Annotated in this window: 21 protein-coding genes and 1 other RNA gene; 12 read left to right on the top strand and 10 right to left on the bottom strand. The window is 50.2% G+C overall.

Features of this window, described 5'->3' with window-relative positions; genetic code table 11:
- Positions 1-19: 19 nt before the first annotated feature.
- Both msrP and msrQ read left to right on the top strand, forming a co-directional pair.
- Positions 20-1,018: a protein-methionine-sulfoxide reductase catalytic subunit MsrP gene (gene msrP, locus AT746_RS16305; RefSeq protein WP_062482458.1), complete on the top strand. Its 999-nt coding sequence runs from the start codon at positions 20-22 to the stop codon at positions 1,016-1,018.
- Positions 1,018-1,656: a protein-methionine-sulfoxide reductase heme-binding subunit MsrQ gene (gene msrQ / locus AT746_RS16310; RefSeq protein ID WP_062482461.1), complete on the top strand. Its 639-nt coding sequence runs from the start codon at positions 1,018-1,020 to the stop codon at positions 1,654-1,656. Before msrP ends, msrQ begins: the two co-directional genes overlap by 1 nt.
- 213 nt (positions 1,657-1,869) lie before the next feature.
- Here the strand turns inward: msrQ and AT746_RS16315 are convergent, their stop codons facing one another.
- Together AT746_RS16315 and rnpB are read right to left on the bottom strand one after the other, a co-directional pair.
- Positions 1,870-2,265, bottom strand: coding sequence for a DUF3718 domain-containing protein (locus AT746_RS16315; protein ID WP_062482464.1), 396 nt, complete (start codon positions 2,263-2,265; stop codon positions 1,870-1,872).
- Between the two features lie 373 nt (positions 2,266-2,638).
- Positions 2,639-3,038, bottom strand: an RNA gene (rnpB, locus tag AT746_RS16320) — RNase P RNA component class A.
- 164 nt (positions 3,039-3,202) lie between these two features.
- On the opposite strand from rnpB, the gene AT746_RS16325 reads away from it, so the two are divergent.
- Together AT746_RS16325 and AT746_RS16330 are read left to right on the top strand one after the other, a co-directional pair.
- Complete coding sequence (locus tag AT746_RS16325; protein ID WP_062482467.1) at positions 3,203-4,804, top strand: methyl-accepting chemotaxis protein; 1,602 nt, start codon at positions 3,203-3,205, stop codon at positions 4,802-4,804.
- A gap of 120 nt (positions 4,805-4,924) precedes the next feature.
- Positions 4,925-6,376 carry a hypothetical protein gene (locus AT746_RS16330; protein WP_062482469.1) on the top strand — a complete coding sequence of 484 codons (1,452 nt, stop codon included), beginning with the start codon at positions 4,925-4,927 and terminating at the stop codon, positions 6,374-6,376.
- 6 nt (positions 6,377-6,382) lie between these two features.
- Here AT746_RS16330 and rsmI read toward each other — a convergent pair whose 3' ends face one another.
- Positions 6,383-7,240, bottom strand: coding sequence for a 16S rRNA (cytidine(1402)-2'-O)-methyltransferase (rsmI, locus tag AT746_RS16335; RefSeq protein WP_062482471.1), 858 nt, complete (start codon positions 7,238-7,240; stop codon positions 6,383-6,385).
- Positions 7,241-7,333: 93 nt separating this feature from the next.
- Between rsmI and AT746_RS16340 the strand changes: the two genes are divergently transcribed.
- Genes AT746_RS16340 through dolP form a run of 4 tightly spaced genes read left to right on the top strand, consistent with a single transcriptional unit; the run spans position 7,334 to position 10,634 of the window.
- Complete coding sequence (locus AT746_RS16340) at positions 7,334-9,121, top strand: penicillin-binding protein activator (protein WP_062482474.1); 1,788 nt, start codon at positions 7,334-7,336, stop codon at positions 9,119-9,121.
- Positions 9,108-9,467, top strand: coding sequence for a YraN family protein (locus tag AT746_RS16345; protein WP_062482476.1), 360 nt, complete (start codon positions 9,108-9,110; stop codon positions 9,465-9,467). Before AT746_RS16340 ends, AT746_RS16345 begins: the two co-directional genes overlap by 14 nt.
- The gene (locus AT746_RS16350; RefSeq protein ID WP_062482481.1) at positions 9,464-10,060 is read left to right on the top strand and encodes a D-sedoheptulose-7-phosphate isomerase; all 597 of its coding nucleotides are present in this window, start codon (positions 9,464-9,466) and stop codon (positions 10,058-10,060) included. Before AT746_RS16345 ends, AT746_RS16350 begins: the two co-directional genes overlap by 4 nt.
- Position 10,061: 1 nt before the next feature.
- Positions 10,062-10,634, top strand: a complete 573-nt coding sequence (dolP, locus tag AT746_RS16355; RefSeq protein WP_231730957.1) for a division/outer membrane stress-associated lipid-binding lipoprotein — start codon at positions 10,062-10,064, stop codon at positions 10,632-10,634.
- 267 nt (positions 10,635-10,901) lie between these two features.
- Here the strand turns inward: dolP and AT746_RS16360 are convergent, their stop codons facing one another.
- The 7 genes from AT746_RS16360 to rplM form a co-directional block, all read right to left on the bottom strand.
- Entirely contained in the window at positions 10,902-11,297 is a 396-nt protein-coding gene (locus AT746_RS16360) for a ClpXP protease specificity-enhancing factor (RefSeq protein WP_197414278.1), read from the bottom strand.
- Complete coding sequence (gene sspA, locus AT746_RS16365) at positions 11,297-11,929, bottom strand: stringent starvation protein SspA (protein ID WP_062482486.1); 633 nt, start codon at positions 11,927-11,929, stop codon at positions 11,297-11,299. Before sspA ends, AT746_RS16360 begins: the two co-directional genes overlap by 1 nt.
- Before the next feature lie 170 nt (positions 11,930-12,099).
- Complete coding sequence (locus tag AT746_RS16370; protein WP_062482490.1) at positions 12,100-12,834, bottom strand: cytochrome c1; 735 nt, start codon at positions 12,832-12,834, stop codon at positions 12,100-12,102.
- Positions 12,831-14,099, bottom strand: a complete 1,269-nt coding sequence (locus AT746_RS16375) for a cytochrome b (protein ID WP_062482493.1) — start codon at positions 14,097-14,099, stop codon at positions 12,831-12,833. Before AT746_RS16375 ends, AT746_RS16370 begins: the two co-directional genes overlap by 4 nt.
- A 1-nt stretch (position 14,100) precedes the next feature.
- The gene (gene petA / locus AT746_RS16380; RefSeq protein WP_062482497.1) at positions 14,101-14,694 is read right to left on the bottom strand and encodes a ubiquinol-cytochrome c reductase iron-sulfur subunit; all 594 of its coding nucleotides are present in this window, start codon (positions 14,692-14,694) and stop codon (positions 14,101-14,103) included.
- Positions 14,695-15,343: 649 nt separating this feature from the next.
- Positions 15,344-15,736: a 30S ribosomal protein S9 gene (gene rpsI, locus AT746_RS16385; RefSeq protein WP_062482501.1), complete on the bottom strand. Its 393-nt coding sequence runs from the start codon at positions 15,734-15,736 to the stop codon at positions 15,344-15,346.
- 13 nt (positions 15,737-15,749) lie between these two features.
- Positions 15,750-16,178: a 50S ribosomal protein L13 gene (rplM, locus tag AT746_RS16390; protein WP_062482505.1), complete on the bottom strand. Its 429-nt coding sequence runs from the start codon at positions 16,176-16,178 to the stop codon at positions 15,750-15,752.
- Between the two features lie 733 nt (positions 16,179-16,911).
- Here rplM and AT746_RS16395 point away from each other — a divergent pair.
- The 4 genes from AT746_RS16395 to AT746_RS16410 are packed head-to-tail and all read left to right on the top strand — an operon-like array spanning position 16,912 to position 22,194.
- Complete coding sequence (locus AT746_RS16395) at positions 16,912-17,733, top strand: SAM-dependent methyltransferase (RefSeq protein ID WP_062482507.1); 822 nt, start codon at positions 16,912-16,914, stop codon at positions 17,731-17,733.
- A gap of 48 nt (positions 17,734-17,781) precedes the next feature.
- Entirely contained in the window at positions 17,782-18,057 is a 276-nt protein-coding gene (locus AT746_RS16400) for a hypothetical protein (RefSeq protein WP_062482510.1), read from the top strand.
- Between the two features lie 52 nt (positions 18,058-18,109).
- Positions 18,110-21,256 (top strand): ATP-binding protein, encoded by a 3,147-nt coding sequence (locus tag AT746_RS16405; RefSeq protein WP_062482514.1) that lies wholly within the window; start codon positions 18,110-18,112, stop codon positions 21,254-21,256.
- A complete protein-coding gene (locus tag AT746_RS16410; RefSeq protein WP_062482519.1) occupies positions 21,253-22,194 on the top strand; it encodes a diguanylate cyclase in 942 nt (313 codons plus the stop codon). Before AT746_RS16405 ends, AT746_RS16410 begins: the two co-directional genes overlap by 4 nt.
- Positions 22,195-22,196 lie beyond the last annotated feature (2 nt).

The raw sequence follows: 22,196 nt of genomic DNA on the forward strand, positions 1-22,196 counted from the left end.
TAAATACAGGAAGGCAAACATGCTGATTAAAGTACCCAAAGCGAGCCAGTGTAGTGAAAATCAGGTAACCGATGAAGCCATTTACCTTAAGCGACGACAGTTGCTGAAGCAGATGGGCTTTATCGGCGCCGGAGCGTTATTAGCGGGCAGCCCTGGTGCCCATGCCATCAACCTTTTTGGTGATGATGACGAAACGGCGTTTAACACCCGGAAGTTAACCTATAGTCAGCAGGACAGCGCCCAGACCCTGACGCCTGAGTCCAAAGTCATCAGTCACAACAATTTCTATGAATTTGGCACCGACAAAACCGATCCCAAAGAGAATGCCCAGGGTCTGAAAGTAGACCCCTGGCAATTGCGCGTTGATGGTCTGGTGGAAAAGCCTTTCACTCTTGGCTTTGAAGATCTTTTCAGCAGTTTCGAACTTCAGGAGCGCATCTACAGGTTGCGCTGTGTAGAGGCCTGGTCGATGGTGATTCCATGGATCGGCATACCGCTGCAATCTCTGCTCAAAAGAGCCGCTCCCCTGAGCAAGGGCAAATATGTTGCCTTTGAGACACTCTATGATCCTGAGCAAATGCCCGGTCAGCGTAATCCCTTTATCGGTGGTGGTATAGATTATCCCTATGTAGAGGGACTCAGACTGGATGAGGCCATGCATCCGCTGACCATACTGGCCGTAGGACTCTACGGCAAGAGCCTTCCGCCGCAAAATGGTGCGCCCGTCAGGTTAGTGGTACCGTGGAAATACGGTTTTAAAAGCATTAAGTCCATCGTCAGTATCAGACTTGTGGAAAAACAGCCGCCCACCAGCTGGAATTTGCTGGCGGCCAATGAGTATGGGTTTTACGCCAACGTCAATCCCAATGTGGATCACCCTCGCTGGAGTCAGGCCCGGGAACGCCGGATCACTAAAGGGGGCTTATTTTCCTCTAACAGGATCGATACCCAGCTGTTTAACGGCTATGACGAAGTGGCGCCGCTGTATCGGGGCATGGATCTGAAACGCTTCTATTGATGGTTTCCCGTATTCATTTCAGACCGTGGCAGATACTGGGCCTGAAACTGCTGATTCATAGCCTTTGTATTGGCTGGGCAGGCATAACCTATTATCAGGCTGTAACAGACCAACTCGGTGGCGATCCGGTTAAGGCAATACTGCATTTTACCGGTATCAGCGCCTTCAACCTGCTGTTAATGTCCTTATGCATGTCGCCGCTGGCAAAATACTTCAGACAGGCACAGTTTATTCGCTTCAGGCGTTTGCTTGGCCTGTATGCCTTTTTCTATGCGGTGCTGCATCTGCTTAGCTATTTGTTGTTTGAGCTGCAACTGGAATGGGGCATGCTGATATCGGAGATTATCAAGCGCCCGTATATCACGGTGGGCATGAGCGCATGGCTGATTTTGCTGGCCCTGAGTATAACCTCAACACAGGCCATGCAGCGAAAGCTCGGAAGGCGATGGCAACGGCTGCACAACTGGATTTATCTGGCTGCCTGCCTGATTGCCCTGCACTACATCTGGTCAGTCAAATCGGATATTGTCCAGCCCGCACTCTACATCGCCATGCTGGCAGTACTTTTGGGGTTGAGAAAAGATAAACTGCTGAAACCCTTACAAGGCATCTGGCGAAAAATCAGCACCAGAGCATAAAAAAAGCCCCGCAGTGGCGGGGCTTTGAAGGGATTGGACAATTCACTCTCCCGAATTAAGAGGCGTCAAGACCTTCAGAAGAGTGATGTCCAATTCGGTGGCCAGGGGAAGTCTCGCCTGGCTTATTGTTGGAAACCTGAAGATTTTGCTGACACTGTGTGTCTGCCAATTAATTCTGTAATAAAACAGCTGACCACGAAGGTCAGCATGAAATTAACTGATTCTTGAGAGAAGTTCTTTACCAATTTCACTGGAAATATGGCCGTTTGCTTCAGCCCAATCTTTGAGGGCCATACCGTCTTTTTCAGCAGTGGAGAGATCGGTCTTGCTCATGCGTTTAATCATGTAAACACCGGACTCGACAGAGCCACTTTCCATTGCATAACGAATCAGGCTGCTGCCACCACAGCTGATACCGCCGTAGTAATCACCGAGACGCAACTTGTAATCGTCCTGCACGGCCTTGAGCTTTTTACGCAACTCTGATTTATCATCGTTTTTGACGATGGTGCAGATGTTAGCCAGATCATCATTGATGTCTGCCTGGCTGACAGGGGAAAATACAACAAAGGACAAACTGGTTAACAATGCGATAGCTGACTTTTTCATTTCGGTGCCTCTTAACTTTAGATGGTGTAGTCGGTCTTGACGCAGAGAAGATTACGCCATTGCGCAGAGAGCCGATAGAGGCTTGCCAGTACCTTAGTATGACTTTTGATACCTAACGTTACAGGCACAAGAATATGAGGACACTGAGCGGACCGAAGCTCAGAGTGCGTTCGCTTCAGCCCCGGCTGCGCCACTGCTTATGCTGCCCGTTTATCCGATTGCAATAAAGCGCTGGAATGAAAAAATAAAGATGCAGAAGAGGCTCCAACATGGCTTGTGATTTAGGCAGGCCACGATGTCCGGTCAGCCAGCACAAAGAGGTGCCGACCTTGAAAGATAAGGCATAAGGGCAGAATTGCCCATTCGCTAAAAAAAGGGGAGCTGGCCGATAAGCCGGGTTCTGTCTAAGACAATCATTCATCTAGGTCAGTAATCGCTCACTGACTCAAGCAACCTACCCGGTTCCGACGCGGGCCGCGCCAAGGAACCCTATTTGGTCTTGCTCCGGGTGGAGTTTACCATGCCACAAACTGTTACCAGTTGCGCGGTGCGCTCTTACCGCACCCTTTCACCCTTACCGCCCGGCGAGCCGGGGTTGGCGGTCTGCTCTCTGCTGCACTTGTCGTCGGCTTGCGCCGCCCAGGCGTTACCTGGCACCCTGCCCTATGGAGCCCGGACTTTCCTCCCCCCGACCACCTAATTGCATGAAAGCCAATATTCATGGCTTATACCGTGCAATTAGGTGGTCGGGCGGCGATTGTCTGGCCAGCTCCGGCGGCGATTCTACCTGCTTTACCTGACAAAAACTATGGGAACAGGTAGATTAGCGTAATTGGTATCACAAACAAAAAAGATAGTGAAAGATAGTCAAGTTCCGCCGATACTAGTATCTGAACACTCATTGGATACAAACACTCATTAGGGAGTAGCTAAGACAATGAATCTGGTGCAAAAACTTATAGCCGCGTTCGGCTTTATCGTACTGGTGATGATCATCCTCACCGTCTCCGTCTCCGTCAGCCTGACCGGCATGCGGGATGCCAACAACCTCACTAATCACACCATGCAGATCATGAACGATGCCGATGATATCGTTAAACATCTGTTGAGTATTGATAGCGGTCAGCGCGGCTATGTGATCACCAACAACAAAGATTTTTTGCTGCCTTATGATGAGGGCAAGGCCGGTGTAGAGAAAAACATGAAGTCGCTGCGCCAGCTTGTATCAGACAACCCACAACAATTAAAGCGCCTGGATGAGGTCAGAGAAATCTATGAGGACTGGCTTGAAAACGCCATCGACCCTGCTATCCAGCTCAGAGCAATAGGTCTGGAACAGGCCTCTAATTTTATTGCACGGGGTGAAGGCAAAGACAGGATGGAGAACCTTCAGGGGGTTCTGGATGAATTTATCGCCACCGAACAGGGCGTACTGACACAGCGCTCTGAAGACGCCGCAGATGCATCGGTGACCACGCAGGTGGCCGCCATTCTGGGGGGTATTCTGGTAATTCTGGTAGCGGCCGGCGCAGCCTGGTTGTTCAGCCGTCAGTTAAAACAGCGTCTTGATATCGCTATGCAGGTCACCACAGATGTGGCCGACGGCAAGCTGGATACCCGCATTGATGACAGCGGCAATGATGAGATTGCCGAGTTACTTTCAGCAATGAATCACATGCAGACTCAGTTGCGGCAGATGATGCAGCAAATAGGCACCGCTTCCACAGAGCTTAATGACGCCAGCCAGTCTGTCTCCAGTACCGCAGAGCAACTTTCTGTTTCCTCTGATGAACAATCAAACTCCAGCGACTCAATTGCCGCCTCAATTCAGGAACTGAGTGAAAGTATCCGGCATGTTTCGGAGAATGCCCAGGAAGCCAGCAACATCGCGACAGAATCCGGCTCCAGTGCCGAGCAGAGTGCCCAGATCATGGAGAAAATGGTCGCTGCTATGAAGCGGATTAACGATGTGGTGAGGGATGCCTCTGCACAAGTGGTAGAGCTGGGTAAACAATCTGAACAAATCAGCTCTATTGTCAATGTGATTAAATCCATTGCCGACCAGACCAACCTGCTGGCACTGAATGCAGCAATCGAAGCGGCCAGGGCCGGCGAACAGGGGCGCGGATTCTCGGTGGTCGCCGATGAAGTTCGTACCCTGGCTCAACGCACCAGCGAGTCTACCGATGAGATAGAAACCATGGTAGGCCGTATTCAGCAAGGTACTCAGGGTACGGTTCAGCAGATGGAACGGGGCGTCAAGGAAGTTGAAGAAGGGGTTGAACTGGCCGATCAGACGGGTATTGCAATCCGCGAAATCAGAGAAAGTTTCGACCGCGTGTTGAATGTGGTTCAGGATATCAGCAATGCCCTCAGGGAACAGAATCAGGCCAGCGACGAAGTAGCCAAACACGTAGAACGCTTCTCGGCTATGACAGAGCAGAACAAGGAAGCTACCCAGCATACCAGCAGCACCGCTCATCAACTGCAGACTCTGGCCGGACAGCTGGGCAAAGCAGTCAGCCGCTTCAGATACTAGGTATCCCGCAGACTGTATAAGCAGTCCAGCCGATAACTATCAGGTTATCGGCTGTAGCGGATATCTCTGCTAAGCTATTGGGTCGTTATTTTATCAATCAGTCAGGAATAGTACGGCACTATGAGTGAAACCGTAGGCGAGAGCCGCTACACCAAGGAGTTGCGCACCCTGGTGAGCAAAATACATGATGCCACTCCCATCAAAGACTCCCTGTATGAGCAGACCACAGAGTACTTTGCCTGCCAGGCTGGTGAAGACGAAAAGCTAATCCAACTAAACAGTCAGTTACAGGCTGCCAGTCAGACAGACAGCAAAAATGCCGAACAACGGCAGAAAAAGGCCCAGAGTAACCTCAAAGATTATCAGCTACAGCTTAAAAAGGGTCGTATAGAACGGCTCCACAATCTGCTTAAAATCTGTGATCAGATACTGCACCTGGCGACAGGTAAGGACGAGCAGGACAGTCAACGCAACTGCGCTCGCCTGTTAGGTACATTGTTACTGATAACCCCTACCGAGAACCGCAAGGTTGGCCTGTTTAACCAGCGTACGAAACACCTTTATAAGGCCGTATTGAGCCTGCTGCTGCTCGAGCGCATGGTAGCAGATAACCAAATCAGCAATCAGTATGTGCTTAAACACGCAGAGCACCGCATCAGGTCGCCCAAGGACAAAGACGAAGCCAGCCAGTGTCCCTATCGTAATCATGTGTTGGTGCCCTTACTGATGACGGCTCTGATGCAGGATATAGGTCAGTATCACCCCGATGCACAGCGTATTCTCAAGGGTCCGAATGGCGATCTGGATGAGTTCAGAGTGCTGGAAAAAGAGCAACGTCTTAGTCTGCTGAAAATAAGTTACCAGCAAACATTGTCTTATCTGAAAGCCGGTCTGGGAAAAAATGCCTATGTGGGCAATTCAAAACAGGAGCGGGACGACTTCAATCAGAATGAAGATGAAAAGCTGAAGTTTATCTTTACGCTTTTAAAGTCATCGTTAGATCCACAACAATCCATTGGTAACCTGCTTAAAGTTCCTCAGGTTTATACCTCGGTGGTGCTGTCTACCAAAGCAATTTATGATTATGACTCCCTGCCCAAAGCCGCAATGGTGCTGGAAAAAGCCGCAGAGAAAGGGGCCCTGAACAAAATAGCCGTTGATAGTTTCGTGCGCATTGTGGGTTATTTCCCTCAGGGCTTCGGCGTCACCTATATTCCCAAGGACTCTGATCGCCGCGATCTGGACAGGTATGAATATGCCATTGTCACAGGATTATATCCCGATAATCCTCAGATACCGAATTGCAGGACAGCCACCAAGAATCTGGCTTTCACTCAGTTCGGTCATAGCCTGCGCATAGGTCAGGAGAATAACCTCTACTACCCCCAGGCCCGAAAAAAACTGGAACGCATGAGCAAAGAACGGCTGCTGGAGATCCTGAGTAAACTGGTATCCAATTTTGAAGAACGTAAAGAACTCGACTTACTGCCCAAATGCTGGCATCCCTATACCTATTTCTCTTTCGCCAAGCATCAGAATCTGTGGAATAAGAAAACCACCAAGACCAACTGATCGCGGCTATTCCCCCTGCAACTGCAAGCCCAACTGATATAACGCATTCTTCTTCAGTTTGTAATGGCCAGCGGTAATAGCCGCCGCCTTTTTCAGCGGCAGCTCCTGCATTAAAGTGGTCAGTAGCGTTATGGCTTCACCGGGAATAGTATCCTTACTGTTTGTCTCAGGGCCTACCATCAGTACAAATTCACCTTTCTGATGTACCGGATCTGCCTGCAACCACTGAGCAATCTCAGCAGCGGGGCCGGTCCGGAATGTTTCAAAGGTCTTGGTCAGCTCTTTAGCCAGAGCAAGCTGCCGGTCGGCGCCCAGTTCTTCAATCAACAGCAGAACCGAATCCAGAATTCGCCTTGGCGACTCATAAAAAACTGCAGTACCCCGGGCACTCTTCAGCATGGCCAGTTGCTCACGGCGTGCCATTTCTTTGACCGGCAAAAAACCGAAAAAGGTAAACTGATCCGTCGGCAGTCCTGAAGCACTTAAGGCGGTTATCAATGCACAGGCACCAGGCACGGGTATCACCCTGATATTATTGCGCCGACACAGATTCACCAACTGGTAACCAGGATCACTGATTAGCGGAGTGCCGGCATCGCTAATCAGAGCAATATCCAGCCCCTCACTCAGTTTCATCAACAGCTGTTGGGCACGCTGAGTCTCATTATGATCATGCAGCGACAACAATCGGGCTGAGATATTATAATGATCAAGCAGCCCCTTGCTGTGTCGGGTATCCTCGGCGGCAATCACAGCCACCTGCTGAAGAACCTGTAATCCTCTGTGACTGATATCTGCAAGATTGCCTATTGGTGTGGCCACCACATATAAGGTACCGGCAGCCGGCGCAGTTTCTGTGCTCACGTGTTAAGCCTTTGATTGTGTTCCCGGGAGCCACATCATAAACTAGCGGTACTGATATTTCGCCAGGAAGTTTTAAGGCTGCCAATGCTCAACATGCGCAAACTGACAATATTAATCGCCGTACTGCTGCTCACGGCATGTGCTACGGCGCCGGATGTCAGCGACAAAGGCGTCGATACGCGTTACAGGACGGTGCCAGAGATACCTGCCGAACGAACCGCTGAACAGCTTTATGCGCAGGCCAGACAAGCCCCGCTGCACCAGCAGCCTTTGTTGCTGTTACAGGCCGTCATGGTCTGGCAACAGCAGGGTGACTGCCAGAGTGCGTTAAAGGTCCTGCAACCCCTTATACCAGAGCTCAGGGATGCGACACAAAGAGATCAGGCCAGGTTAATTCGCAGCCAGTGCCTGCTGGAACTGGACAAACCGGCCCTGGCAAGCGCCAGCCTGGAAAAAGTCAGCAACAATATTCATATCCTGCCTGCACGACTTAAGCTCAGCGCTGAGTTAGCCGAATATCATCGCCAGTATCTGAATGCTGCCCGCAGTCACGCCGAGTTAATCAGTCTGGATCCTTCCCGGGCCGAGTCCGGATACCGGAAAATATGGCAACTACTGGAACAAGTCGATAATAAAGATCTCCCTGAGGTGGCGGCACAGCCTGGTTATCTGGCCCCCTGGCTCGAACTGGCCCGGATTACCCGGACCGTGCCTGGGGTTGAGCTGAGCCAGCGAATTAATTTATGGCAACAACAATACCCGGATTATTCCCTCCCTGAACCTGTACAGCAAATGCTGCAGCAAGCCCATTATCAGCCACAGAATATTGCCGTGATTTTGCCCTTATCCGGGCGTCTGGCAAATCAGGGCCAGGCTCTCAAAGAAGGTATACTTGCTGCGTATTTTGACACCAGTCAGCCGCGCGAACACAAAACACAGCTGACCTTCTACGATTCGGTAGTACTGGATGAAACAGAAATCCAGACTCTGGCGCTGCAACATGATTTTGTATTAGGGCCGCTAATCAGGGAAAACATTCCTGCAATCCTTTCGCAGTTACCTCAATCAACTCCTGCATTGTTGTTAAACCGGCTTGAGCAGGAAGAAGTATCGCCACACCGCTATTTCTATTCTCTGGCGCCGGAGGATGAAGCGGAACAACTGGCCAGTTACCTGTATGCTAATGGTTACAGAAGGCCAGTGTTGATCAGTGCAAAACGGCAGCTGTTTGAGCGGATGGCAGAACATTTTATGCGCCGTTGGCAAACGCTGGACAAGAGCGAGCCTTCTCTGATGACGTTCACTGACAATAAGTCCATGCGCGATGCTGTGGATAGCTTGCTGGACATTCAACAGAGTGAACGTCGTATCAATCAACTGCAGCGTCTGGTGAACAAGGAAATACACAGCTTTGCCCGTAACCGGAGGGACGTGGATGCGATTGTGGTATTCTCTAATCCGGCGCAAACCGAATTACTTAACCCGATGATAGAATCCAGCATCAGTCCCTTTGCCAGCATTGTTCCGGTGTTTGCCAGTAGCCGAAGCTTCAGCAAGGAACTGGGCAACAACAGCCTCAGAGATTTGCGTAATCTGATGTTTGTGGACATGCCGTGGATGTTGCCCGGCACCAATGCACAGATTAAGGAAAGGGTTAATCAACTCTGGCCTGACCGTAACGACAGCCAGAGTCGCCTGTTTGCAATGGGATATGATGCTTATCAGTTAGTTCCTGAGCTGACCACCCTACACTACATCAAAGGCAGACAATTACAGGGGCTGACGGGGCAACTGAGCATGGACAGGCAGCAGCGTATCGTTCGCCGCTTGCCCTTCGGAAAAATTGAACAGGACAAGGTCATTTCGCTTGCCGGGGATTAAACAACGTCTTTCCGGACTGCTCGGAAGAAGCGCTGAGAGCCGGGCCTGTAAATACTTAACGGCTCAGGGACTGCACCTTATTACCGCAAACTATCGTTGCAAAACAGGCGAAATCGATTTGATTATGCAGGATAAGGACGAACTCGTTTTTGTGGAAGTTAAATATCGTACCGGCGTCCGATATGGCCACCCGGCTGAATACTTTGATACCAATAAACGGAGGAAATTTGAATCAGCACTGCTTCATTATATGCAGCACAAAGGATTAAACCCTGCCTTTGTTCCCCATAGAATAGACCTTATTGCCATTACCGGCGGGCAGATCCAGTGGACAAAACACCTATGATTGACAGTATCAGAGATAACTTCACCGAGAGCATACAAACCAAAATTGCTGCCATTGAAGTTTTACCCGAAGCCATTGAACGGGCAACCTACATGATGGTACAGGCGCTTATCGCCGGGCATAAGATTTTGTGCTGCGGCAGTGGCGCTTCGGCCATGGACGCACAACAATTCGCCGCCCTGTTGCTCAACAGGTTTGAGGGCGACAGACCCAGCCTGCCGGCTCTGGTGCTGTCCTGTGATGCTGCAACCATCACCTCAACGACAAACGACATGAGTTATACCGAGGTTTTTTCCAAACAAGTCAGAGCCCTGGGCCACGGCAGTGACATTCTGCTGGCTATTTCATCCGACGGTAATTCGCGTAATATTATTATGGCAATGGAAGCCGCATTGAGTCGTGATATGACCATTATCGCACTGACCGGTAAAGACGGCGGCGAAATGGCCGGCTTGCTGGGACCCAATGATATGGAAATCAGGGTACCATCAAATAAAACTCAGAGAATTCAGGAAGTGCATCAACTGGTCATTCACACCCTTTGTGATGGTATTGATGATTGTCTGTTCCCCGAACATAACGGAGGTGATTAAGGTGAAACGAACAACAACGCTGGCCACGATATTGGTGAGTGTCATGCTGCTTCAGGGCTGCGCTGCTGTCGTAGTGGGCGCCGGAGTCGGTGCCGCTGCCGTGGCCCATGACAGAAGAACTGTGGGTACTCAACTGGACGACAAAACGCTGGCATCCCGGATCAGCAGCGCCCTGTCTGAGAATGCCAGTATTAAGCAACATGCAAATATCAATGCCCATGTTTTCAATGGTACAACCTTGCTTGTGGGGCAGGCACCCAATGATGATCTTAAGCGTCAGGCTCAGCGAATAACCGAAGCCCAGCCCCATGTCAGCAAACTGCACAATCAGATTCGAATTGGCAGCCCGACGGCAACCTCGACCCGAAGCCATGATATCTGGCTGGCTACCAAAGTGCGCAGCAAGCTGTTGACTGACAAGTCAGTGGACGGACTACATATCAAAGTCATAGTGGAAGATTCCGAGGTCTTTCTGATGGGCCTGGTTACCCGCCAGGAGTCTAATATGGCGGTTGAAGTAACCCGTAATATTGAAGGCGTGGCACGGGTGGTGAAGGCCTTTGAGTACCTTTGAATGATGAGTGATGAGTGATGAGTGATGAGTGATGAATTATTGTCGCCCGGGCTGTTTACCACTGCGAAAAAAGTACAAAAAAAGATTTCAGCGCTGAGTAGTAAAAGCGGACTGCGCCTTTGCTAGATTCAATATAACCACAGAGACACAGAGAGCACTAAGAACTACAAGACCAATGCCCTAAAACCTTTGTGACCTCCGTGACTCCGTGAAATAGTTCTTTTCGTGCTTTTCGTGTGGTTAGTGGTGAATATTGCCGTTTTGGCGTTATTTCACCACTTTAAGTTGTGGCTTGCCTTTAGAAGGTGGTGGCTCACTGGGTGGCGGCGTATTATCCGGGTCTTCGTCTTCCTGAGTGAAGATGGTACCGGCACCGTTTTCTCTGGCATAGATGGCCATTACTGCCGCCATAGGTATGGTCAGGCGTCTTGCCACACCACCAAAACGGGCATCAAAGGTGACATCCAGATTACTCAGTTGCAGCTTGCCACAGGCTGAAGGTGAGATATTCAGCACAATCTGACCATCCCGCACATGCTCCTGAGGCACCTGCGTCCCCTCAACGGTGGCATCCACCACCAGATGAGGGGTCAGATCGTTATCCAGAATCCATTCATGGAATGCACGCAGCAAATAAGGCTTGTTCGAGGTCATTGCAGCCATCAGAGAGGGTTATGGATTTCGCGTTCCTGATCCGTCAGCGAAGCCTTAAACGAAGGACGCTCAAAAATACGGTTCATATAATTTTTCACATCCTTGGCACCATTACCACTAAGTTCAATACCCAGTGCCGGCAAACGCCATAACAGCGGTGCCAGGTAGCAATCCATCAGGCTGAATTCTTCACTCATAAAGTATGGGTTGTCGGCAAACAGCGGCGCCAGCGCCAGAATACCTTCGCGTAAGTCATTACGGGCGGTTTCTATATCACCTTCTTTTCTCATAATGCGATCAGCAATACTGTACCAGTCCTGCTCAATACGGTGCATCATCAAACGGCTCTGGCCCCGGGAAACCGGGTACACCGGCATCAGCGGCGGATGGGGGAAGCGCTCGTCCAGATACTCCATGATAATATGCGAGCGATACAATACCAGTTCACGATCAACCAGAGTCGGCAGGGTACCGTATGGGTTCAGCTCGAGCAGATCTTCCGGCAGGCTGGCCGGATCAACAAAGCTGATTTCTACCCCTACACCTTTCTCCGCCAGTACGATACGTACCTGGTGACTGTAGATATCCAGCGTATCTGAGAACAATGCCATAATCGAACGCTTATTGGTGGCAACGGCCATTCACACTCCTCCAAAACCCAAATATAACGGATCTGCTGTGACGCAAACCCATTTCATAAAACGATAAAAAGGGCAGTGTCAACGTGCACACTGCCCTTAAACCCAAGTGACATTAAACTGCTAATCGGGTATTAAGACGATTTCACCATTATACCTGAAAATCTGGCCATTTAGTGCACATCCCGCCAATATTCTTTTTTCAGCAGATAGGCGAACACAAAGAACACCAGAATAAAGGTAATAACCCAGCGGCCAATGCCTTCGGCTTCAAGTCTGGAGGGTTCGCCCAGATAGACCATAAAGTTAACCAAATCCAGTACTGCCTGGTCGTACTCCTCGGGGCTCAGGGTGCCGGAGCCGTCAGACTTAATGCCGACGTAGACTTCCTTCATCTCACCGTCAATCAGACGCTCTTCATGACTGTCATAAGGGACACCCTGCAACTCCTGCAGCGCATGAGGCATGCCCACATCCGGAAACACCTTGTTATTGACACCAAAGGGGCGGTTCTCGTCCACATAAAAGGTACGCAGATAGGTGTATAACCAGTCAGCACCGCGAACCCGGGCCACCAGCGTCAGATCCGGCACTGCTGTACCAAACCATTTTTCGGCGGACGCTTTAGGCATCGCACCTTTCATGTAATCACCCACCTTTTCACCAGTGAATTGCAGGTTTTCCTGCCCCAGTTCAAGCGGTACACCGATATCTTCGAAGGTGCGCTGATAACGCTGATACTGGGCCTGATGACAGCCCATACAATAATTCATAAAAATCTGCGCCCCGCGCTGTAAAGATGCCTGATCAGTCAGATCATACTCGGCCTTGTCCAGCGGGTAATTGCTGCCAGCGGCAAACACCAGTGAAGGAACTAAAAAGCTCAGCAATACGACAAGTTTTCTCATTTGCTAATCCTCTCTGGCAGTGGCTTGGTTTTCTCGTTCTTACTGTACAGCCATAGCAAGGCAAAGAAGCCGAAGTACAGGAAGGTGCAGATTTGCGAGGCTGTGATCTTCCAGGGTTCCTGTGGCGTGCCACCCAGATATCCTAAGAAGACAAATACCGCGGCAAAGACCAGCAGATTGTATCTGTGGATGCCACTGCGATAGCGCCAGGACTTAACCCTGCCTCTGTCGATCCAGGGCAGCAACACCAGCATGATAATAGCGGCAAACATGGCGATAACACCGCCGAGCTTATCCGGTACTGCCTTCAGAATCGCGTAGAAGGGAGTGAAATACCAGACCGGGAAAATATGTTCTGGTGTTTTCAGAGGGTTAGCATGTTCGAAGTTCGGATGCTCAAGGAAATAGCCGCCCATCTCCGGATTAAAGAACAACACATAGGCAAAGCCCAACAGGAAGATGGTAAAAGCCACCAGATCTTTAAGCACGATATGCGGAAAGAAAGGCACTACGTCATCAACAATGTCGTATTTGTTGGTGTAGTACTCGTGCATTTTCCATTTGGTTTTCTCTTCTTCTTTGAGTGAGCCTTTCTTGCGTTTCACTTCTACCCCATCAGGGTTATTGGAACCCACTTCATGCAGGGCCACAATGTGCAGGAAAACCAGAATCACAATCACCAATGGTAAAGCGATAACATGCAAGGCAAAGAAGCGGTTCAGAGTAGCACCGGAGATCACATAGTCGCCCTGGATCCAGATCACCAGATCTTCACCGATAACCGGAATAGCGCCAAACAGCGACACGATAACCTGTGCACCCCAATAGGACATTTGCCCCCAGGGCAGTACATAGCCCATAAAGGCTTCTGCCATCAGCGCCAGGTAGATAAACATCCCGAATACCCACAACAACTCTCTGGGCTTCTGGTAGGAGCCATAGATCATACCGCGGAACATATGCATATAGACCACGATAAAGAAGGCCGATGCGCCGGTAGAGTGCATATAGCGCAGAATATAACCGTACTCCACTTCACGCATGATGTATTCCACAGAAGCGAAAGCACGCTCTGCGGAAGGTTCAAAACTCATGGTCAGCCAGATACCGGTAACAATTTGGTTAATCAGTACGATGGTGGCCAGAAAACCGAACACGTACCAGAAGTTCATGTTTTTCGGAGCCGGATATTCCGCGGCGTGCATCTTGGCCACGCGCATCATGGGTATTCTGTATTCAATCCAATCGAGCAGTTTATTTGACATCTCAGGCTGCCCCCTCTTCTGAACCAATCAGTATGGTGTTGTCGTCGATGTAATAATACGGCGGTATCACCAGATTCAAAGGTGCAGGCACACCCTGGAACACCCGGCCAGCCATATCAAACTTGGAGCCGTGGCAAGGACAGAAGAATCCTTCAGGTACACCTTCCACCTGCTCAGCGAAGGCACCGTTTTTCAGGTGCTGAGGCGAACACCCCAGGTGCGTACAGATGCCCAGGGTCACCAGATATTCTTCTTTTAACGAGCGATAACGGTTCTTGGCAAACTCTGGCTGTTGAGGCTCTTCGGAGTTGGGATCCCGTAACTGATCTTCATGAGCGGCCAGAGATTCCAGCGTTTCAGGGGTGCGACGGACGATCCAGACAGGTTTACTGCGCCATTCAACACGCAACATCTGACCTGGCTCAATTTTACTGATATCGGCTTCCACATCCGCCCCGGCTGCCTTGGCTTTGGCACTGGGATTCCAGGAAGCGATAAAAGGCACTGCGGCACCCACCACTCCGACACCGCCTACTACCGAGGTGGCAATAGTCAGAAATCGGCGCCGCCCATTATCTACTGGCGCATTACTCATCCACTTTACTCCAAAGGTTGGATTATGTGCTTTCCCGGTCAATTGTCTTATTTTTAAGTGCGCAATTGTGACAGGAAAGTCTGAGGTTATGATTTTAGCCGGAAATGATAAAAGAAAACCCCTTTAAAACACAAGGAAATGATGGCTAAAACAACAGATTAGTTTGTTTGTGAGATTAAATAGAGAAAAGCATTAGATCTCGCAGGGGCGCAAAGTCGCAGAGAATTAGTATCAGTCAGACCGCAGCCTGAGTGAGACATCTAAAAAGTGATTTCACCACGAATAACGCGAATACGTACAACAGTAAATGGTATACAGACAGCCACAGGGAACGCAGAGCAGTAACTCCCGGCACCGGGCTGTAGGTCGGACTTTAGCCCGACAAAACCCAAACATCATCTGTCGGGCCAGAGCTTAACCTGCAGGCCCATAAAAAAACCCGGCAAAAGCCGGGTTTTTAAATAACAACAAGGTTGTTTTAACCTGGATTCCGCAGTTGCGCGCGAGGTGAGAGTGCATCTATCTGATTTGGATGGCGTAATGAAAAAATTCGTGGTCACCTTGTTGGTGGTGAGACTTTTTTTCATATAGCCAGACGAATCAAGGAGATGTGCTATCGCCCGTGGGCCAACTGCCGAGTTCAGGTTTATTAACGCTTGGAGAACTGAGGGCGTTTGCGTGCTTTGTGCAGACCCACTTTCTTCCGTTCCACTTCACGTGCATCACGGGTTACAAAGCCAGCTTTACGCAACGCGGGGCGCAGGGCCTCGTCGTATTCCATCAGTGCACGGGTAATACCGTGACGAATAGCGCCTGCCTGACCGCTGATACCACCACCAGATACAGTGATGTACAGATCAAACTTATCAGTCATCTCCAGCAGTTCCAGAGGCTGACGAACCACCATGCGGGCGGTTTCACGACCAAAGAACTCTTCCAGAGAAAGACTGTTAACTGTTACTTTGCCACTGCCGGGGCGAATAAATACGCGAGCAGTGGAGCTTTTGCGACGGCCAGTGCCGTAATATTGATTATCTGCCATTACTCAATGCTCCTTAAATATCCAGAACCTGTGGCTGCTGAGCGGCATGAACATGCTCAGAACCAGCGTAGACCTTCATTTTGCGGAACATCGCGCGGCCCAGAGGACCTTTTGGCAACATACCTTTAACCGCTCTTTCGATGATCAGCTCAGGCTTGTGAGCCTGCAGCTTTTCGAAAGTGGTCTCTTTCAGCCCACCAACGTAGCCTGAATACGAATAGTACATTTTGTTCTGAGTCTTGTTTCCGGTGACCCGAACTTTTTCTGCGTTGATGACCACGATGTAATCACCTGTGTCCACATGAGGTGTATACTCAGGCTTATGCTTACCGCGCAGACGACGGGCTATTTCAGTGGCCAAGCGTCCAAGGGTCTTGTCTGTGGCATCAACCACAAACCAGTCACGTTTTACCGTTTCCGGTTTAGCAACAAAGGTTTTCATTTCTCGTTACCCAAAATTTCAATATGTAGTTACTAATGCACTTGCGGTTTGGCTTTCACCACCAACAAGGCTGCTTAACTGAGTAAATTGCCCCTTCGAGCATCTCAGTTGTCCCGCTTTCCCACAAGCGGCTGTCGTGTAACTGGGCAGGGCGCGCATTATACAGCAGTAAAAAATAAACGCGAGGATAAATTTTATGCATATTTGATTGAGGAGAGAGGGGGGAAGAGAGAAGAAGAGGCGGAAAACCCTCAGTTTCCGGTCATGCCCGGATGTCGTTGTCGGGCATTCAGCAGCCTTTGAATATTCAGATACGTCCCCAGCAGCATTGAGAAATCAAAGGTGCAGGACAGACCCAGCGACTTTATTATAAAAAAGCAAAACTAACCACAGAGTCACAGAGAACACGGAGAACTGCAGGGCCCATACCTTAAAACCTCTGTGACTCTGTGGTTAAAATTTCTTTTTCGGGCTTTTAATGTAGTTCGTAGTAAAAAAACCGAAATCTCTATTGCAAATCATTCTCACTTGCAATAAATTAAGGTTGCACTACTCCTCAAGTCTACTGGTCTTTCTTGGGAGTCATACCAATTCCTATAATTGGTACTTACCGGGCGGGTTCTCCATGGCCCGCCCGGTTTTTTATCTGGGTCATCCTTCACTGTTGCGCCTGTGGTGATTATTTCTTATTCTTCACCAATGGGATAATGGGTGTAATAGTAGGATCGTTGCTGTGGATGCAAAAAAAGGACGCCTGACAATCGCTGGCTGTGGTCTGCACCCAGGGCATATGACACTGGAAACCCAGAGCCTTATTCAGACAGCAGAATCCGTATTACTGGTGGCTCCCAACCCCTTATCTATCCAGCATATCCGCCAGCTCAACCCACACACCGAACACCTTGGCCGCTTTTATAATATGGGTTATTCCCGGCCGGAGATTTACCGTCAGATGGCGCTGTATATTATTGCTCTCGTACATCAGGGAAGGTCGGTTTGCGTGGTCTTCTATGGTCACCCCGGTGTGTTTGTCTCATCCACCCGCATGGCCAGCCGGGTACTGGCCGAGCAAGGCTATCCGGTGACCATGTTACCGGGGATCTCAGCCGATGCCTGTCTGTATGCCGATTTAGGGCTGGATCCTGCCGATACCGGCTGTCAGAGCTATGAATCCACCCGCTTTTTACTCACCCGCAGAGAAATCGACAGCAGCGCGGCGCTGATTTTATGGCAACTGGGGCTGACCGGCGAGCACAGCATGGATAAATTCGAACCGGGTCAGCAGGGCCTGGCGGCCTTAAGCCGGTTGCTGCAACAAAGCTACCCGGCAGAACATATGCTGTGTTTATACGAGGCCCCCACCCTGCCCGGATTTGAGCCCCGCAAGGACTGGATTGCGCTGGCCGATTTGGCAAAGGCCGATGTGAATACCATAACCACACTCTATGTGCCGGCCTGCCGCGAGCCCACCTTCGCCGAAGAGCGATTAGGATGGCTGGGCCTGACTGAGGCCGACATCAGCCACTGGGATGAGTACGAAGAGATAACGATATAAAACGAGTTGCAATCAGGCAACCAACAATGGCAATAAGAGGGAATAACAATGGACAACTTAAGCCGTTTCTACTTACAACTGGCTACCGATGCCAATAAGCTACAGGCCTTTAATCTTAGCGAGGATAACCGCCGAACCATGTTACAACAGGCTGGCGTTAAGGATATTGATAACATCCTTAACATGGATAAAGAAAGCCTGCGCCAGATGCTGGCTAAAAAGCTGATAGAGCAGACTGGTGACTGGCAGGGGCTGGATAAGACCTCTGACAACGACGACAACAAAAACAATATCGGCCGTATTGGCCGCGCTGTAACCCACTGAGGTCTGCGTGTGCCGGTTATTGTGCTTTCTGGTTTTGCTCGCATCGGTATTAATGCCCGCTGCAGGCGCTCAGAGTCCGGACAATAATCCGGCACCGGGCTCAGCCTCTCAGCAATCTGTAGGTGGAAACTGGTTTGCTGAGCGTACCGAACAATTGGCCCGTAACCAGCCCGAAGATGCCCTGACCCTGGCACAGCAGGCACTGGCGTTTTTTGCCGATAACCCCGACCCTCAGGCCCATGGCCGGGTACTGAATGCCTCGGCCTATGCGCTGTACTTTATGGGCCGTTATGGCGAGTCCATGCAGCATGCCCGTGACGCTGAGCTGCTGGCCGAACAACATCAATTATCTGAAGTCCGTGCCCGAGGGCTAATGTTACAGGGCAATGTATTACAGAGTATCGGCGAATACCCCCGCGCTATTACTAAGTACCAGCAGGCTGCAGGATATTACCGTGAGGCCGGTAATCAGCTGTATGAAGGCTATTGTTATAATAATATGGCCAATACTTATAAGAATGCAGGTCAGTTGCAAACCGCTCTGGAGTATTATCAGCAATATCGCCTGCTTTCAGCCGAACAAGACAATCTGGCCAGCGCAGAAAAAGGCACCGGAGAGGTGTTCCTCGAACTGGGTGATGTCGAGAAAGCCACCCGTTATTTTAAAAATGCACTGACCCTTTACCGCGAGGATCGGGATAACCTCGGAGTGGCAATGGCCAGTAATGCACTGGGAGAAGCGCTGCTTGCCAAAGAGGATATTACCGGGGCCATCGCTTTGTTTGACAGGGCTATTGAACTGTCGGTTCAGAATAACCTTCAGTACACTTTATTCAGTTCTCTTGTTCTGAAGTCTTCCGCCTTAAGCAGACAGGGCGAGATGGAGCAGGCTCTGGAATTGCTTTTACAGGCCCGTCAAACCGCACAGGATATGGGCAGCAAAGCAAACCTAAGCAAAGTCGAATACCACCTGGCTGATATCTACGAAAAAAATAACCAGTTACAACCTGCCATAAATGCGCTTAAATCGGCACAACAACTACAGCAAGAATATTTAAGTGCGCGCAGCGCCACCCAGCTCAGCGTGATGCAGGCGCTGTTTGACAGCGAAACCAAAGCCGCGCAGATAGAGCAACTGGAGCAGCAAAATCAGCTGTTACAGCTGGAGCAGAAGGTCAGCCATCAGAATACCCAGAATGCCCGGCTGATGGCGGCCATGTTATTTGGCGCTCTGGGGCTGATTACTCTGTGGGCGGTACATATTTTTCGTGAGCGGCAACGCTTAAGTCGTCTCGCTGAAGAGCTAAAACAAGCACGGCAGCAGGCCGAATCGGCGGCTCAGACCAAGGCCGCTTTTCTGGCCAATATGAGCCATGAGATCCGCACCCCCATTAATGCAGTAATGGGTCTGAGCCGACTGGCTCTGGATACTGGCTCTGTGCAGGAGAAAAAAGATCACCTGAATAAAATACTGGATGCTGGCAATACCCTGCTGAGACTGGTGGACGATATTCTCGATTTCTCCCGTATTGAAGCGGGAAAACTGCATATTGACCACATTGCTATGGAACCAAAAAGGGTCCTGCAGTCGGCGATAAATATGAATGCGGTGCAGGCCCACGATAAGGGCTTGTCCCTGATTAACGACATCGATACCGCCATGCCAGCGAGGATGATGGGGGATCCATGGCGAACCCAGCAGATACTGGTGAACCTGATCAGCAATGCAGTGAAATTTACCAGCCAGGGCCACATCACGGTTTCCGCTCGCAAAAGCAATCAATCAGGCGATTCCCGCCCTATGGTACTGTTCAGTGTTTCTGATACCGGCATTGGTATGAGTAAAGAGCAACAACAAAGACTGTTTCAGTCTTTTACTCAGGGCGATGATTCCATCACCCGACAATACGGCGGTACCGGACTGGGACTGGCAATCAGCAAACAACTCTGCGAATTAATGGGTGGAGAGATATGGGTTCACAGTGAAGTCGGCAAAGGCTCTACCTTCAGCTTTACTTTGCCCCTGAATCAGCCATTGGATGACTCCGCCACAGCTCCCCAGCCTGAGCGCGCTATTACACCGGCCCCCCCGGATTTTAGCGGCTATGCACTGTTACTGGTGGACGATAACAGTATCAACTGTGAAGTCGCCAAAGGCATGTTGAGTAAAACCGGTATTGTGGTGGACGTGGCCACCAACGGCTTACAGGCATTAGAAAAGCTGCAACAACAGCCCTATGATCTGATCCTGATGGATATCCAGATGCCAGGCTTAGATGGCCTCAGCGCTACACAGCGTATCCGCGGCGAATTAAAACTGGAAACCCCTGTTATCGCCATGACCGCCCATGCCATGGCATCAGACAAAAACAAGAGCCTGCAGGCAGGCATGGACGATCATCTGGCCAAGCCCATTGAGCCGGCTGAGCTGTATGCTGTGATGCAACGACACCTGCCAGCACAGACTTCCAACAGAGATAACCCTCTTCTTACTGAACATCCGAACCAGCAGGAGCTCACGGCATCAGGCACCGATGTGCAATCAGATGAGATGCTTCTGGCAATACTGGAAGATATAAAGGTACTGAATACCGAAAAAGCGTTGCAAAGACTGGCCGGCAATACGGCCTTATATATAAAACTTATCCGCTCTTTCTGTCGCGATCAGCGCCATACTTCCGCCAGAATAAAAAGGATGCTGGCAGGGGATGATCAGAAGGGACTGTTTCGTGCTATTCACTCACTGAAATCCAGTTTTGCCTATATTGGCGCTTTTGAACAATCCCAGTCATGTATGGTCCTCGAAGACAAGCTGCAGCAGCAACAACATTGTGGTGATAGCATTGCTACACTTTGCCGGCAACTGGATGCCTTACTTGAGGCGCTCGGACCTTTTTGCTCTGAAACGGGCAGCCAAAAGGGGCGATTAAAGCAGGCGGATCTGAGCAACGAGTTAGTGGCAATTATCCCCATGCTGGAACAATCGGATCTCAGCGCACAAGAGCGCTTAGCTGCGCTGCAAACAGATTTCGATGACAGCACATTAACGGAACAGTTTGATCAGTTGATGCGGTTCACCCATGAGGTGGAGTTCGAGAAGGCAGCCAGATTGGCACGCAGAATTCTGTCCCGATTACAGCCCGGTGAACAAACGGCCGATAACCAGGCTGACAACAACCATAACGATAAGCCCCAATGAGCGAGCGTCAGCAAATACTGATTATTGATGATGAGACAGATAATCTGCGGATCTTAAGTGATATTCTCAGAGAGCAGGCGGATATTATTCTGGCCAAAAGTGGTCAGCAGGGGATCCGTAAGGCAGCAGAGCTGAAACCGGACCTGATTCTGCTGGATGTGGTGATGCAGGGCATGGACGGCTTTGAAGTCATGACCACTCTGAAACATAACGCCGAAACCAGTGATATTCCGGTCATCTTTATTACCTCACTAGGTGAAACCCATCACGAAGAAAAAGGTTTCAGGCTCGGTGCCTGTGACTATATCCAGAAGCCATTTCATACCACTATTGTACTGGCGCGCACCAAATTACACCTTGAGTTGCGTCGTCAACGCACCATGCTGGAACAACTGGCTAATATTGATCCACTGACCGGTATCGCCAACCGCCGGCGCTACGAAGAAGTGCTGAAACGTGAATGGCGTGTCGCCATGCGTAAACAGAGCCCTGTTTCGCTGATCCTGGTGGATATCGATAATTTTAAGCACTACAACGATCATTTTGGCCACGCCGCTGGCGACAAAGTGTTGAAAAAAGTCGCCTGCGCCTTCAGAGACCGCTTACAACGGCCGAGGGATCTGGTGGCCCGTTTTGGTGGCGAGGAGTTTATTATTCTGTTACCGGATAATGATCGCCAGGGCTGTATAGAGGTGATGGAACGTTGCCGGCAGGCGATTGAACAGATGCCACTGGATGATCTTAATAATCCGGATATTCGTCATATTACCGTCAGCATTGGCGGCTACACCTGTCGTCCGGATACCGATAGCAAGCCCCAGGAAGCGATAAAAATGGCCGATGACATGTTGTATATGGCTAAGCATCAGGGAAAAAACCGCATCCTCTGGTTTTGTGATAGTGAAGGTATCAGTGAAAGCCCTCCGGCCACTTTATAGGC

This window comes from Lacimicrobium alkaliphilum (assembly GCF_001466725.1).
GTDB classification, from domain to species: Bacteria; Pseudomonadota; Gammaproteobacteria; order Enterobacterales; family Alteromonadaceae; genus Lacimicrobium; species Lacimicrobium alkaliphilum_B.

What these genes read in the sequence shown, in the direction of transcription:
- AT746_RS16370 (WP_062482490.1), bottom strand. Translation starts at nt 12,834, where the DNA reads ATGAGAAAACTTGTCGTATTGCTGAGCTTTTTAGTTCCTTCACTGGTG.
- msrQ (WP_062482461.1), top strand. Translation starts at nt 1,018, where the DNA reads ATGGTTTCCCGTATTCATTTCAGACCGTGGCAGATACTGGGCCTGAAA.
- AT746_RS16350 (WP_062482481.1), top strand. Translation starts at nt 9,464, where the DNA reads ATGATTGACAGTATCAGAGATAACTTCACCGAGAGCATACAAACCAAA.
- AT746_RS16375 (WP_062482493.1), bottom strand. Translation starts at nt 14,099, where the DNA reads ATGTCAAATAAACTGCTCGATTGGATTGAATACAGAATACCCATGATG.
- AT746_RS16405 (WP_062482514.1), top strand. Translation starts at nt 18,110, where the DNA reads ATGCCCGCTGCAGGCGCTCAGAGTCCGGACAATAATCCGGCACCGGGC.
- rplM (WP_062482505.1), bottom strand. Translation starts at nt 16,178, where the DNA reads ATGAAAACCTTTGTTGCTAAACCGGAAACGGTAAAACGTGACTGGTTT.
- AT746_RS16325 (WP_062482467.1), top strand. Translation starts at nt 3,203, where the DNA reads ATGAATCTGGTGCAAAAACTTATAGCCGCGTTCGGCTTTATCGTACTG.
- AT746_RS16400 (WP_062482510.1), top strand. Translation starts at nt 17,782, where the DNA reads ATGGACAACTTAAGCCGTTTCTACTTACAACTGGCTACCGATGCCAAT.
- AT746_RS16410 (WP_062482519.1), top strand. Translation starts at nt 21,253, where the DNA reads ATGAGCGAGCGTCAGCAAATACTGATTATTGATGATGAGACAGATAAT.
- rpsI (WP_062482501.1), bottom strand. Translation starts at nt 15,736, where the DNA reads ATGGCAGATAATCAATATTACGGCACTGGCCGTCGCAAAAGCTCCACT.
- sspA (WP_062482486.1), bottom strand. Translation starts at nt 11,929, where the DNA reads ATGGCCGTTGCCACCAATAAGCGTTCGATTATGGCATTGTTCTCAGAT.
- msrP (WP_062482458.1), top strand. Translation starts at nt 20, where the DNA reads ATGCTGATTAAAGTACCCAAAGCGAGCCAGTGTAGTGAAAATCAGGTA.
- AT746_RS16315 (WP_062482464.1), bottom strand. Translation starts at nt 2,265, where the DNA reads ATGAAAAAGTCAGCTATCGCATTGTTAACCAGTTTGTCCTTTGTTGTA.
- petA (WP_062482497.1), bottom strand. Translation starts at nt 14,694, where the DNA reads ATGAGTAATGCGCCAGTAGATAATGGGCGGCGCCGATTTCTGACTATT.
- AT746_RS16340 (WP_062482474.1), top strand. Translation starts at nt 7,334, where the DNA reads ATGCGCAAACTGACAATATTAATCGCCGTACTGCTGCTCACGGCATGT.
- AT746_RS16330 (WP_062482469.1), top strand. Translation starts at nt 4,925, where the DNA reads ATGAGTGAAACCGTAGGCGAGAGCCGCTACACCAAGGAGTTGCGCACC.
- AT746_RS16360 (WP_197414278.1), bottom strand. Translation starts at nt 11,297, where the DNA reads ATGGCTGCAATGACCTCGAACAAGCCTTATTTGCTGCGTGCATTCCAT.